Genomic DNA, 12,379 nt, shown 5'->3' on the forward strand with positions numbered 1-12,379 from the left:
TCTGATTTCTGGGATACATTCGGCCATGAAACCCCGGTCCGGTCGGCTGTGGTTGGTTTGCTCCGGCTTCCTGGTTTTCCTTCTGGGAGGCTGCTGGGCGGGGGTTGCCTTGCTCCCGGCGCCGGTTCCCACACCCGCACTGCCGCCCACCCCAACCCGGCCGGCATGGCCAACCTTCACACCCACCCCTTCGCCGGTCCCCCGGATTCCGCCCACCTTTACTCCTTCGCCCGAAAATCGACTGTCGCCCACACCCACCCCCGTGGGCGGCGGATCCGGCGATCTCATTTTTCAGCGCAATTTCGACGTCTACACCGGCCGGTTCACGACCCTGCCCATGGAAATCGCCTATCAGGCCCGTGGAAGCGCCCAACCCGGGGTATTGATCGCCACTCAGGCGGGCATCGACGGCATGGACTGGTCGCCGGATGGGAAACGCCTCATCTTTTCGACCCGCAATTTCCTGGGTGTGTCGCAGCTCTTTGTGGTCGATGTCGCCCGCGACGGAATCAACGGCCTGATGAACACGCAGCAGCTTTATACCGGCCCGGAAGGCGGCACCGACCCATCCTGGTCGCCGGACGGAACGCAGATTGCCTTCCTTTCCGGGACCGCCGAAACCGGGAATCTCAGATTATGCATGATGAACTCGGACGGCAGGAACACCCGCTGCCTGGTCGAGAATTTTGGGCGAATCGCCGATCCGGATTGGGCGCCGGATGGGCAATCGATCGTCTTCTCGGCCAATTACTTCGGGAATTTTCACCTCTACACCGTCAATCTGCGCGGCGATCCGCCGTTAAGGCTCACCGATCCGCTGGCCGGCGCGTATTCGCCGCAGTTCTCCCCGGCCGGCGATTGGATCGTTTATTCGACCGACCTGGATGGGAACGCCGAGATCTACAGGATCCGTCCGGATGGTACGGACAACACCCGCCTGACGAACGATCCGGCGGCCGATTCGACGCCCGCCTGGTCACCGGATGGCCAGTGGATCAGCTTTTTCAGGCAGCTCCCCGCCAGCCGTTCCACCACGCTGTGCACCCTGCCGGCCAGCGGCGGCAGGCTTTCCTGCCGCGCGGATTTTCCGCCCGGGACCAATCTCTATCCGCGCTGGCGGCCCGCAATCACCACCCTCCTTCGCCAGCGCCGCCCCATGGCCGATCTATCCGGTCCAGACCTGCGCCCCTGATTTCAGCATGGCTGCGTCCCGTACCGACCGGCCCCGGATGACACCCTCCTGATCAGATCGATATGCATCCCCTGATATCCGCCCTGCTCGAAAACCTGAACCTGCCCGCCGATCCCGCGCTGGCCGTTCCGCTCTTCCTGGGAGCCCACGGCCACCCGCGGACCTGTGCTCATTGCGCCGCGGTGGCCGCCGAGTGCCGCCGCCTGGGGCTGCGTTTTGGCGTCGATCCGGATCTCGCCGCCCTATCTGGATGGCTACACGATATTTCGGCCGTCTGGCCGGCGTCGCAGCGCCTGAGCGTGGCGCGCGAACTGGATCTGCCCATTCTGCCCGCCGAGCGCCAGCATCCCATGCTGCTGCACCAGCGCCTCTCGGCCGGGCTGGCCGAACAGGCCTTCGGCGTCAGCGATCCGGCCGTGCTTTCGGCCATCGCCTGTCACACCACCCTGCGTCCCAATCCCGCTCCGCTGGACCTGCTGCTCTTCTGCGCCGACAAACTGGCCTGGGACCAGCCCGGCCAGCCGCCTTATCTGGACGCAATGCAGGCCGCGCTGGATGACTCACTGCCGGCCGCCGCAGCGGTTTACCTGCGCCACCTCTGGCGGCAGCGCGAATTCCTCCCCGCCGTCCACCCCCTGCTGATCGAAGCCTGGGAATTCTTCGGAATCGAAGAATGAGCCAAAACGGTGAAACCGGTTTTCCCCAAAAATTCATCTCCGTATAAACTGGAATTTATAGGTTTATTTGTTTTGATCAATATGTATACTATATGTATCTATTAATAATACATTGTTCCCCTTATTGCTTAGTCTTTTACTTTCCCGCTTACTGACAATTTACCCGTAACCAACCGTCTGAAAAGTGACTACTTTTTCCGCTTCAATTCAGGAGGTTATGATGTTACGCATGAACCGGTTCTTCACCCTCGTGACAGTATTGGCGCTGGTCCTTTTCGCATCGCAGTCCACCAGCACATTCGTTCTGGCCCAGGACAGCGACCCCACTGGCGCAGGTCCAAGCGACACCAGCGGTCCGGGAACAGACTCAGCCGTCCTCGCGGCTGCCGTACCCGGCGGCCCAGGCTATATCGCGATCAGTCCGTTCGAATTCACCCCCTACATATCGCCATCCTTCCCGGGTCAGCCGCCGAATTATTCTTTCCAGTCCATTTACAATCCCGGTCCGAATGCGAGCTGGTTTGATGCGCCCTTGCTCCTGCCAAACGGGGTCATCATTACGAAATTAGTCGCCTATTATTACGATAATAATCAAACCGGTAATATGGCCGTTTACTTATACCAGTGTCCATTGGGCTGGGAGGGCTGCAATACAATGGCATCTGTGAGTACAACCGGCTACTCCGATTCCTTCCGTACGGCGGAAGATACGACCATCGCCTATTCGTCAATCGATACGTCTTCCTAAAGTTACCATCTTGAAATGTCTTTACCGCCTGGATCGACTGTCCGCGTTCAGGGGTTTCGCATCGATTACGCGAATACCAGTCTGCTACCGCTCATCCAGAAATAAGGCCTGCTCCATTATTACGCCGGAGGATTGCGAGATCAAAGAAGTATTCCTGCCGTTCATCCGTCGTTGACCGACCTGTTTTCGTTGATTACGCCGCGGCCTGGAGGATACTGCTCCAGGCCGCGCCATTTTTTCGACCCGCCTTTTTCCCATTTCTTCTTTTCTAATTTTTTTCTCTGTGGCTCATCTTCTCTCTTTTTCCTTCTCTTTTTATATATTTCCTCTCGGTGGTCTCTGTGTTCTCTGTGGTTCATCTTCTCTCTTTTATCTTCTTCTCTTATAATTTTCTCTCAGTGGTCTCTGTGTTCTCTGTGGCTCATCTTTTCTCTTTTATCTTCTTCTCTTATAATCTTCTCTCAGTGGTCTCTGTGTTCTCTGTGGCTCATCTTTTCTCTGTGGTTATTCTTCTTCCCCCGAAAGGCCCTTCCCGTATGAAAACCCTCGTCGTCGCCTCCACCAACCCCGTCAAAGCCCAGGCCTCCCTGAACGGCTTCCAACGCATGTTCCCCGCCGAAACTTTCGCCGTCGTTCCGCTCTCCGCGCCTTCCGGCGTCAGCAACCAGCCCATGGACAGCGCCGAGACACTGCGCGGCGCGCTCAACCGCGCCGAGGCCGCCCGGGCGCTGCATCCCCAGGCCGATTTCTGGGTGGGCATCGAGGGCGGCGTGGAGGAAACCGGCGGCGAACTGGCCGTCTTCGCCTGGGTGGCCGTGCTCTCCCCGGCCGCCACCGGTAAGGCCCGCACCGGCACCTTCTTCCTGCCGCCGGCGGTCGCCAAACTGGTTCGCCAGGGCATCGAACTGGGCGAAGCGGACGACATCATCTTTGGGGCCGTCAACTCCAAGCAGCAAAACGGCGCCATCGGCCTGCTCACCGGCGACGTCATTGACCGCGCCGCGCTCTACGAGCACGCCGTGGTGCTGGCGCTGGTGGGATACAAGAATCCGGACCTTTATCAAGATGGCAAATTTTAGGTTGGGTTGAGTGACGATAACCTGAGAGTCGGGAGTATATGCCGGAACGAAATCCAACGTTCCGCAACGGCCAGGGACGTTGGGTTTCGGGTGGATAGGATACCAGATAAATCCTGGATGGTCTCACCCCTCAACCCAACCTACAGCTTTTTCTCTCTTCTCCGTGGTCTTCGTGTCTCTGTGGCTAATTTCTTCCACTTTTTCTATATATTGATGCTTCAACCGAAGGATCTATAAATTCTTCTTTTTCTCTCTTCTCCTTAGACTTTTCTTCTCCGTGTCCTCCGTGTCTCTGTGGTGATTCTTCTTCCTAAAATCCACACCCCCAGTTCACCCCGCGCCGCGCGCCAGCGCGCCCGCGCCGCGGCCAGTTCGCGTTCGGCCACCCGACCCGGCGCGAACCGGTCTCGCACATATAGCCCGGTCAGCTCCTCCACTGCGCGCAGCAGGTTCGGACGCGCCGCCAGCGCCGGGCGGCAGTCCTCCAGAAATTCGAGCGGCGTTACGGTGGCCGGCGCGGATTGCCCCGCCCAGGCCAGCCCGCTGCGCAGCCGCCAGTACAGCCGTCCGGCCGGGCTCTTTGCGCGCCTTGCGCCGCGCTCGAAGCGCACGACGGCGACCATGGTTGCCGCCAGCACCCCGGCGGCCAGGCCAATGCCCACGATCAACGCCAGCCGCCCCGCGTCGAAGGGCAGCCCCTTTTTCCGCGCCTGGGATTGCCCCGCGCCGGCCTGTCCGGCCGCCGTCAGTTCGTAGCCCGGCGCCTGAAACGCCGGCGTGGGTTCGAACTCGATCCAGCCGTAGCCCGCGAAGTACACCTCCACCCAGGCATGCGCCGCCGAGGCCGGCACGCGGAACGCGCCGCGCTCCGGGTCGTACTCGCCGGTCAGATAACCCACCGCCACCCGCGCCGGCACCCCCTGCGCCCGCAGCAGCACCGCCATCGCCGTGGCAAAGTGGCTGCAAAATCCCGCCCGCGCCTCGAATAAGAAATTGTCCACCTCGTCCGTCCCGGCCGGAGGAGGCGCCACCGTCAGGTCGTAGGGATAGGTCAGGCGCAGGTAGTTCTGGATGGCCACGGCTTTGGCGTAGGCCGTATCCGCGCTGCCGGCGATCAACCCGGACAGGTCGCGCACGCGCTGCGGCAGACTGGCCGGCAACTGGGTGTAGGTCTTCACAATATCCGGCGGCGCCGCCTGCGGATCGGCCGCGCTGCGCGCGGCCGCGTCCACATCCGGCACCCACGAAACCACCTGGTAGCGGCTGGATTGCCCGGCCGCGATCAACGATCCATCCGGCACGCTCGCGTACAGGTCCGCTCCCGAAGCCTCCAGGGGTTCGTTGGCAGCGAACAACATGCCGCTCGACCCGCCCGGCAGCTCGAAGGTCTGTTCGAGCGGTTTGCGGCGCGCATAGGTCGGCGCCAGGCTTTGCGCGGCCGGTTTTGGGCTCAGGACCAGCGCCGCCGCCTGCCAGCCGCGGCCGGTGTAGACGCTCATCACCCCGCCCCGCCAGTAATGGCGCGGAATTTCGTAGGCCGAAGCCGGCATGCCGGTCTGCGCCGCCGGCAGCGGGTCGCTGGTGCGCACCCACAACACCGTGTCGTTGCTCTCCGGCAGATACAGGCCGATGACGCTCAGGTCGATCGATCGCGCCGGCAGCGGTTGGGACTGGTAATTACTCACCGGGGCCGGGGTGGCGGCCTGTTCGTTCTGGGTGGGTTTGAACCAATCGTTGATCTTCTGCCAGCCCTGCGGTGAAGCCACCGCCGGCGCGGCGCGCGCCAGCAGCATCACCGCCAGCCCCAGCGTGGCTGCCGCCGCCATCCAATCGCCGGATAACTCGTCCGGGTAATCGACCCGGCGCCGTTCCCAACTGGCGATGCGTTCGCGAAAGTGGGCCAGCCCCAACAGCACCAAAGCCACCAGGGTGAAATACGCCAGCAGCCACAGATTCTGTCCGCCTGCGTTGCCCACGAAGGCCAGCAGCACCCAGCCGGCGACCAGGCCCCAGAACACGCGCCCGCGTCGGGCGTGGAACGCCATCCAGGCGCACACATTCCAACCCACCAGCAGCAGCATCAACAGCGGCAGCCCCGAATCGAAGTTCGACAGCCCGCTCCGGGCCAGATCCAACCAGCCGCTGAGGCGCTGCGCCAGAACGTGCAGGCGCAGGTTGACCAGCATCAACCCGTCCAGCCAGCCCAGCCCGCCCCACTGCGCCGCGGGCGGCACGGGCTGCCCGATGACCTGCAATCCGGCCGCCAGCGACATGAAAATCGAATACAGCCCCCCGAACCAACCCGGCCAGCGCGTTTGCGCCAGCAGCAGCCCGCACAGCAGCCCCGGCCAGACCACCCAGGCCGGTCGAATCGTCCAATCCAGCCAGGGGGCCTCATTGAGGCTGACGCCGACCATTGCCGCGGCGCCGGCCAGCAGCAGCAGCGGTACCCAGACGCCGGCCAGGCGGTGGCGGAGTCGCTCCCATACGCGCTGCAGCAGGGCCTTCATCGCGGCATTCCTGCGACGTCGCGCGGCCGCTGGCGCACCACCGCCCGGCCGGTGCCCAGGGTGATATATTCCCAGCGCCGCAGCGCGCCGTATGCGCCGCTGATGGGGCGCACGTCCTCGCGCCGCACCACGTCGGCCGGGAAGCCCTGCCTGCGCAGCAGATCGGCCAGCGCCGGAGCCGCCGATTTCACGTCGGATGGGGTCGCATCGAGCAGCACCACCTGCCCGGATTGCCCGCCCGGGCGCCTGGCCAGCCCCTGCAGGGCCGGCATCCAGCGCGGGCTGATGTCCGGCGTGATCAGCAGGTACAGGCTGCGCTGCGAAATCATCTCCCCGGCGCGCAGCAGGGTATCCTCCAACGGTTGCGGCGCATCGGCTTCGATTTGCGCCAGCGCGCGCAGCAGCGGCCCCAACGCGGTCAGGCCGTTTCGGGGCGGCAGAACCTGCGGCCGCAAACCCAATGCCAGCAGCCCCACCGCCAGCCGCCCGCGCAGCAGTTGGTCGGCCAGCGAGGCCAGCAGCACGGCCATCGTTTCCATGGTCGCGGAATCACTCGCGCCGGAATGGAGATCCGCGATCAACCACACCGCCGAGATCGCTTCGGGATCGAAGATGCGCGTGTACAGCGCGCCCTTGCGGGCCGTGGTCGGCCAGTGGATGAAGCGCAGCGGATCGCCCGGCAGATAAGCCCGCGCGCTGGCCGCCGCCACCGTGTCCGCGCCCAGCATGCGCCGCAGCGGGCGCTGATCGCCGCGTGTGCGCCCGCGCGGCAGCAGCGCCGGCGGCAGCGGCGCCAGCGGCGGATAGACCAGCACTTCGCTACGCTGCGGATAAACCTGCTCGACTGTAAAAATACCGAACGGATCGCTGAGGTGCAGTTCCCAGGGTCCCAGGGTGAACAGGCCGCGCCGCGTGCAGACCACGGCTGCCTTCCAATCGGCGTGCCCATCGCCCTCCACCGCGCGCACGCCCGCCACCGAATGCCCGGGCAGATCCGAGCGGTCGATGAATTCGGCCGCCAGCACCGGCAGGCCCGAGGTGTTGCGCAGCGAAACCTGCTCCTCCAGTTCGTCGCCCACCTGCAGCGCCGAGGAAAGCAGCCGGCGCGATCCGCTGACCCGGCGCGCCATCTGCCGCGCCCACAAATAGGAACTGAGCATCAACCCCAGCCAGGCGGTCACCAGGAGGACTGCCTGCTCGGAAGGCAGAACGAGATGCCAGATCAAGGCAAGCAGGCCGGCCGCCAGCGGGAGTCTCTGCCGCAGGCGGATGCGCGCCTGGTGGTCGGCGAACTCGAAACGCGTCAACCCGATCCACCAGCGCCGCAATCCTGACCCGATTCGAAACCGGAATGTGAACATCATTCGTCATTATTATACGAGATGTACTGGATCGAAACGTATCCTGGGCCGGCCAGGATGCGTTTGCCTGCCTTTTCCGGGCCCCCGCGCGGGTATTTCATCTGAAACGCTTCCGGCGGCAAATCGAACGCCCGCCGGCAGGCTTTACATCACTGGTAGAATCATAAATGTCAATTCGGGTCGAACGATGCTGAAAGGAGAACCCCATGACTTATGTAGCTGCTCAGAACCGGTACGAGGCGATGCGTTACAACCGCTGCGGCCGCAGCGGGCTCTTACTGCCGGCCGTATCCCTGGGCCTCTGGCATAACTTTGGCGGCGTGGACACGCTCGAGAACGCGCGCGCGATGGTGCGCCTGGCTTTCGACCAGGGCATCACCCATTTCGATCTGGCCAACAATTACGGTCCTCCGTATGGTTCGGCCGAGACGACCTTTGGTGAAATCCTGCGCAAGGACCTGGCGCCGTATCGGGACGAACTGGTGATCTCGACCAAAGCCGGTTGGGACATGTGGCCCGGGCCTTACGGCAATTTTGGCTCGCGCAAATATCTGATCGCCAGCCTGGACCAGAGCCTCAAACGGATGGGGTTGGATTATGTGGACATTTTTTATCACCACCGCCCCGACCCCGAAACCCCGCTCGAAGAAAGTATGGGCGCGCTCGATCAGATCGTTCGCAACGGCAAAGCCCTGTATGTCGGTATTTCTTCCTATTCCGCGGAGGAGACCCGCAGGGCCGTCGATATCCTGCGCCAGATGGGCACCCCACTGCTGATCCACCAGCCGTCGTATAACCTGTTCAACCGCTGGGTGGAAGGCGGGCTGCTGGATGTGCTGGCGAAGGAAGGCGTGGGCTGCATCGTCTTTTCTCCGCTGGCCCAGGGCCTGCTGACCGACCGTTACCTGCAGGGCATTCCCGAGGACTCGCGCGCCGCGAAGTCGGGCATCTACCTCAAGAAGGATGACGTGTCCGCTGAAAAGATCGCCAGGGTGCGCAGGCTGAACGCCATCGCCCGGCAGCGCGGGCAAAGCATGGCCCAAATGGCCATCGCCTGGGTGCTGCGCAAACCGGTGGTTACCTCGGCCCTGTTCGGCGCCAGCCGCCCGGAGCAGGTTCTGAACGTCGGGGAGACGCTGAAAAACCTGGAATTCTCCCCGGAGGAGCTCTCGGCGATCGACTCGATCCTGGCCGGTTGATCCGCCCTGCAACTTTATCCCATCCCGTGCGTATACCTTGTAGATTATGAAAGGAAGGTAACCATGGGACTGTTCAAATTCATCATCGACATCATCGGCGGCTTGATCGCGCTTGTGGTCGGCCTGGTTGGCGGCGTCATCGGGCTGGTCTTCGGAGCGTTGGGCCTGGCCGTGGGAATCCTGGTGCTGGTGGCTTTATTTCTCGGCCTGCCCATCCTGCTGCTGATTTTGCTGCTATAGAAAGAAAGCCACAGCACCCTGCGGGTGCAGGCAAACTCAGAGAAAAAAGCAAAAGAAAGAGAAGAGGGATTGCTTTTTACTCAGCGGGAAGACGGCCTGAAAATAAAAAGAGACAAAAGCAAACCAGCTTTTGTCTCTTTTGTCTCTTTTCTTTCTTTCTTCTCAGTGTTCTCTGTGTTCTCTGTGGCTAATCCTCCGGCTCTCCGGCCTGATAGGCGATCGACACCGTCCCCGGCCCCACGTGGCTGCCCACCACCGGGCTGACTTCCGAGAGGATCAGTTCAACCGGCTTGAACCTCTCCCGGCAGGCAGTCATCAAATAATCTGCCGTGTCGCGCGCCAGGGCATGGAAGACCGAGATGCGCACCGGCTTGCGCCCGCCGATGCCCTCTTCGACCAGGTCCAGCAGGCGTTGGACGGCCTTGCGCCGCGAAATGACGCTCTCCACCAACTCGATCTTCCCATCGCGGATCTCCAGCATGGGTTTGATCATCAAAGCCGCCCCCAGAATGCGCTTGGCGCTGCCGATGCGCCCACCCGCCGCCAGGTATTTCAGCGTATCGACCGTGAAATAAACGCCGATGTGATCGTAGACCTTCTCGGCGACCCGCTTGCATTCGGCCAGGCTCCCGCCCGCCGCAGCCTTGCGCGCCGCGGCCAGCACCTGAAAACCAAGCGCCATCGAGACCAGGTGGGTGTCGATGATCGCCACCCGATCCGGCGGGTAATTGGCGGCCACGCTGGCCGCCGTCGAATACGTGCTCGAGATCCCGCTGGAAATGAGCAGCATGAGCACATCATAGCCCCTGGCGAGCGTCTCGTTCAGAACCCTTTCGATCTCGCCGGCGGCAATCTGGCTGGTGGTGGGCAGCGTGGACGATTTCGTCATGCGCTTGTAAAAATCTTCGGCCCGAATGTCGACGCCGTCGCGGTAGGTTTGGCCGTCCCAGTTCAATGTGAGAGGCTCGACGCGGATCGGATGGCTGGCCACAAGATCGGGGGGGAGATAGGCTGTACTATCGGTCAGGATCATTACAGGATTCATAAAGTTCACCCTCTCAACAACGAGTCTCTGCGCAATTTGCCGGTAGAATAGAGTGTCCGGCAAAATGACAATGTTTTTATACCACAAGTATGAAAATAGTGGAAATATGAACGGATTCACATTCAGGGTCACAAAAAATCGTTTATTTCAATAGGAATCCGCAAAGTACAACCCGAATTCCCCCCTTCCCGTGCCCCGAACTCGATTTCCTCACCCGGACAGGAGAATATCAATGGAAAACAAAGGCATGCAGGCCAATCGTCGAATGTGGGATGCCTGGGCTCAGGTCAATCTTCACTCCGCAATGTACAACCACGCCGATTTTTTGCACGGACGCAACACATTGCACGCGCTCGAATTGGCCGAACTGGGCAGCGTGCAGGGCCAGAGCCTGCTGCATTTGCAGTGCCACTTCGGTCACGATACCTTCTCCTGGGCGCGCCTGGGCGCCAGCGTGACCGGCATGGACTTCTCGCCCGAGGCGATTAAAATCGCCCAACAGACCGGCGTCGATTTGAACCTGCCGGCGCGCTTCATCTGCTGCAACCTCTATGACCTGCCGCAGCACCTCGCCGAGACCTTCGACGTGGTCTTTACCTCTTACGGCGTACTCACCTGGCTGCCGGATGTGCGCGAATGGGCGCGCATCGCTGCGCGCTACGTCAGGCCCGGCGGCGTCTTCTACATGGCCGAGTACCACCCCTTCTCGATGGTCTTCGACGATGAAGGCCAGCGCGTCGAACAGCGCTACCCTTATTTCAACGAGGGCGCCATCGTGCTGCCCGTGGACGGCACCTACGCCGACCGCGCCGCCGACGTTCACGGCGAAACCTACGAATGGTCGTATCCGTTGGGCGAGGTCATCAGCGCCCTGATCGACGCCGGCCTGCGTATCCAGTTCGTCCACGAATTCCCGTATACCAATTACCCCGCCTTCCCCTGGCTCGAACAGCGCGCCGACGGCAATTACTATCCCCAACCCGGCATCCCCTCGCTGCCGCTGACGTTCTCGATCAAGGCCGTGAAGCCATTGGGAGAGGGCAACGAGTGATGCGGCGATACGGTACGCGGTATTTGGTATGCGGCTTTTCGAGTCAGGATTGCCGTATCACCGGTTCATCTTCAATCAACAATCCGAAATCAGCAATCAGCAATTCTCCAGCATTTCCAACGCCGAAATTTTGCCGTCCACCGCAGCGCTTTCCACCCATAAGGAGCGATAGATCTCGGCCAGCTTCCGGCTTGCCCCTTCGATGAACGCGTCCACCTGGCCCTGATTCAGGTATTCGAACGGCCGGGCCAGCATGGCGCGGATCCCGGCGTCGTCCGAGCGGTACCAATCTTGAATATAAGCCAACTGGCGGTGCACGGCCTCGGGCGGCAGGAAGGGCAGGTCGTCGCGCTCATAGCGGCAGTGGACGAACACCCGCCAGAACAGCGACCCGGGGTGCGCGCGCACGTAGGCGTGATCCAGGCCGTACCAATCGCCCTTGATCTCGTCCCAGAAGGCCGCGTCTGAGGCAAAATCCGCCCGCCAGCGCTGCACCGCCGGCCGCCCCACCTGCTGGTACCACAGGTTGTCGGTCACCAGGTGAAAGAAGTAGCCCAGTCGAATGGAAAACAGGGCCGCGTCCGGCTCAGACCCGCGCAGCGGCAGCAGGTGCTCGCGGTAGAAGCGCAGATCCTCGCTGCGATAATGTGGGTGATCGGATATCTGGAAGTGGGTCACCTTCGGCGGCGGGTCGAAGTGCTCCCATTTCTCGTCCGGGATGCCCGAATCAGGCGCGATGTTGCCCAGCGCGAAGGCGGACTCATCCAACCCCGGCGCCTGTTCCAGCAGGTTTTCGGCAATGCGTAGATGAACGATCCAGGTGGCCATGTGAAGGGATCCTGTTTTACGGCTTTGGGTACTTGCGGCCTTCGAAGAACTCGACCAGCCCGTACCAGATCATCATGAAGGCCGCGCCTTCGTCGAGGTTGCCGATGATCGGCAGGTTGTCGGGCAGCAGCTCCAGGAAACCCGCCGTAGGGTTGAGAATGTAGATCAACCCAAGGACCGCCACCAGATAAACCAGCCAGGTCGGCCAGCCGCGCAGCGACAGCGGTGTGGTCAGCACGCCAAATTTTTCATTCGGAGGAGGAGTGTTCATTGTTTCTCCATGCTTTCAAGGTATTCATTGATTATACGGTTTGAATCGGTTTTTGTTGCTTGAAAAATCGTTGGTTCGCTTTTCGTCGATTCGGGATCCGGTTTACCCGGCCCTTCTTTGGAATGGCGGTCAGCGCCTGAAAACTGGTTGCCGGGTTTCACTTCCGGCTCCAACGAAT

14 protein-coding genes are annotated in these 12,379 nt (G+C 61.8%); 7 read left to right on the forward strand and 7 right to left on the reverse strand.

What is annotated here, in order from left to right; all coding sequences use genetic code 11:
* Positions 1–25 precede the first annotated feature (25 nt).
* The 3 genes from LARV_RS19230 (at position 26) to LARV_RS19240 (ending at position 2,617) form a co-directional block, all read left to right on the forward strand.
* Positions 26–1,192, forward strand: a complete 1,167-nt coding sequence (locus LARV_RS19230) for a TolB family protein (protein WP_075075428.1) — start codon at positions 26–28, stop codon at positions 1,190–1,192.
* Positions 1,193–1,254: 62 nt separating this feature from the next.
* Positions 1,255–1,869 (forward strand): HD domain-containing protein, encoded by a 615-nt coding sequence (locus LARV_RS19235; RefSeq protein ID WP_075075429.1) that lies wholly within the window; start codon positions 1,255–1,257, stop codon positions 1,867–1,869.
* A 220-nt stretch (positions 1,870–2,089) separates the two neighbouring features.
* Positions 2,090–2,617, forward strand: a complete 528-nt coding sequence (locus LARV_RS19240; protein ID WP_075075430.1) for a hypothetical protein — start codon at positions 2,090–2,092, stop codon at positions 2,615–2,617.
* Positions 2,618–2,778: 161 nt separating this feature from the next.
* On the opposite strand, the gene LARV_RS19245 is transcribed toward LARV_RS19240, so the two are convergent.
* Positions 2,779–2,976, reverse strand: a complete 198-nt coding sequence (locus LARV_RS19245) for a hypothetical protein (RefSeq protein WP_075075431.1) — start codon at positions 2,974–2,976, stop codon at positions 2,779–2,781.
* 177 nt (positions 2,977–3,153) lie between these two features.
* Here LARV_RS19245 and yjjX point away from each other — a divergent pair, with 177 nt between their 5' ends.
* On the forward strand, positions 3,154–3,696 hold the full coding sequence (gene yjjX / locus LARV_RS19250) for an inosine/xanthosine triphosphatase (protein WP_075075432.1): 543 nt from the start codon (positions 3,154–3,156) through the stop codon (positions 3,694–3,696).
* 260 nt (positions 3,697–3,956) lie between these two features.
* On the opposite strand, the gene LARV_RS19255 is transcribed toward yjjX, so the two are convergent.
* Together LARV_RS19255 and LARV_RS19260 are read right to left on the reverse strand one after the other, a co-directional pair.
* Positions 3,957–6,206, reverse strand: a complete 2,250-nt coding sequence (locus LARV_RS19255) for a transglutaminase family protein (protein WP_075075433.1) — start codon at positions 6,204–6,206, stop codon at positions 3,957–3,959.
* A complete protein-coding gene (locus tag LARV_RS19260) occupies positions 6,203–7,570 on the reverse strand; it encodes a DUF58 domain-containing protein (protein ID WP_152031888.1) in 1,368 nt (455 codons plus the stop codon). Before LARV_RS19260 ends, LARV_RS19255 begins: the two co-directional genes overlap by 4 nt.
* Positions 7,571–7,773: 203 nt before the next feature.
* Between LARV_RS19260 and mgrA the strand changes: the two genes are divergently transcribed.
* Together mgrA and LARV_RS20480 are read left to right on the forward strand one after the other, a co-directional pair.
* Positions 7,774–8,766 carry an L-glyceraldehyde 3-phosphate reductase gene (gene mgrA / locus LARV_RS19265; protein ID WP_075075435.1) on the forward strand — a complete coding sequence of 331 codons (993 nt, stop codon included), beginning with the start codon at positions 7,774–7,776 and terminating at the stop codon, positions 8,764–8,766.
* A gap of 63 nt (positions 8,767–8,829) precedes the next feature.
* Positions 8,830–9,006 (forward strand): hypothetical protein, encoded by a 177-nt coding sequence (locus tag LARV_RS20480; RefSeq protein WP_172797950.1) that lies wholly within the window; start codon positions 8,830–8,832, stop codon positions 9,004–9,006.
* A 187-nt stretch (positions 9,007–9,193) separates the two neighbouring features.
* Here the strand turns inward: LARV_RS20480 and LARV_RS19270 are convergent, their stop codons facing one another.
* On the reverse strand, positions 9,194–10,051 hold the full coding sequence (locus tag LARV_RS19270) for a DegV family protein (RefSeq protein WP_075075436.1): 858 nt from the start codon (positions 10,049–10,051) through the stop codon (positions 9,194–9,196).
* A gap of 232 nt (positions 10,052–10,283) precedes the next feature.
* Between LARV_RS19270 and LARV_RS19275 the strand changes: the two genes are divergently transcribed.
* Entirely contained in the window at positions 10,284–11,102 is an 819-nt protein-coding gene (locus LARV_RS19275; protein WP_075075437.1) for a class I SAM-dependent methyltransferase, read from the forward strand.
* Positions 11,103–11,198: 96 nt separating this feature from the next.
* On the opposite strand, the gene LARV_RS19280 is transcribed toward LARV_RS19275, so the two are convergent.
* The 3 genes from LARV_RS19280 to LARV_RS20485 are packed head-to-tail and all read right to left on the reverse strand — an operon-like array spanning position 11,199 to position 12,362.
* The gene (locus tag LARV_RS19280; RefSeq protein WP_075075438.1) at positions 11,199–11,930 is read right to left on the reverse strand and encodes a zinc dependent phospholipase C family protein; all 732 of its coding nucleotides are present in this window, start codon (positions 11,928–11,930) and stop codon (positions 11,199–11,201) included.
* A 16-nt stretch (positions 11,931–11,946) separates the two neighbouring features.
* Complete coding sequence (locus LARV_RS19285; protein ID WP_083522788.1) at positions 11,947–12,201, reverse strand: DUF1232 domain-containing protein; 255 nt, start codon at positions 12,199–12,201, stop codon at positions 11,947–11,949.
* Positions 12,198–12,362, reverse strand: coding sequence for a hypothetical protein (locus LARV_RS20485; protein ID WP_172797951.1), 165 nt, complete (start codon positions 12,360–12,362; stop codon positions 12,198–12,200). Before LARV_RS20485 ends, LARV_RS19285 begins: the two co-directional genes overlap by 4 nt.
* Positions 12,363–12,379: the final 17 nt, after the last annotated feature.

Source organism: Longilinea arvoryzae (genome assembly GCF_001050235.1).
GTDB lineage: Bacteria > Chloroflexota > Anaerolineae > Anaerolineales > Anaerolineaceae > Longilinea > Longilinea arvoryzae.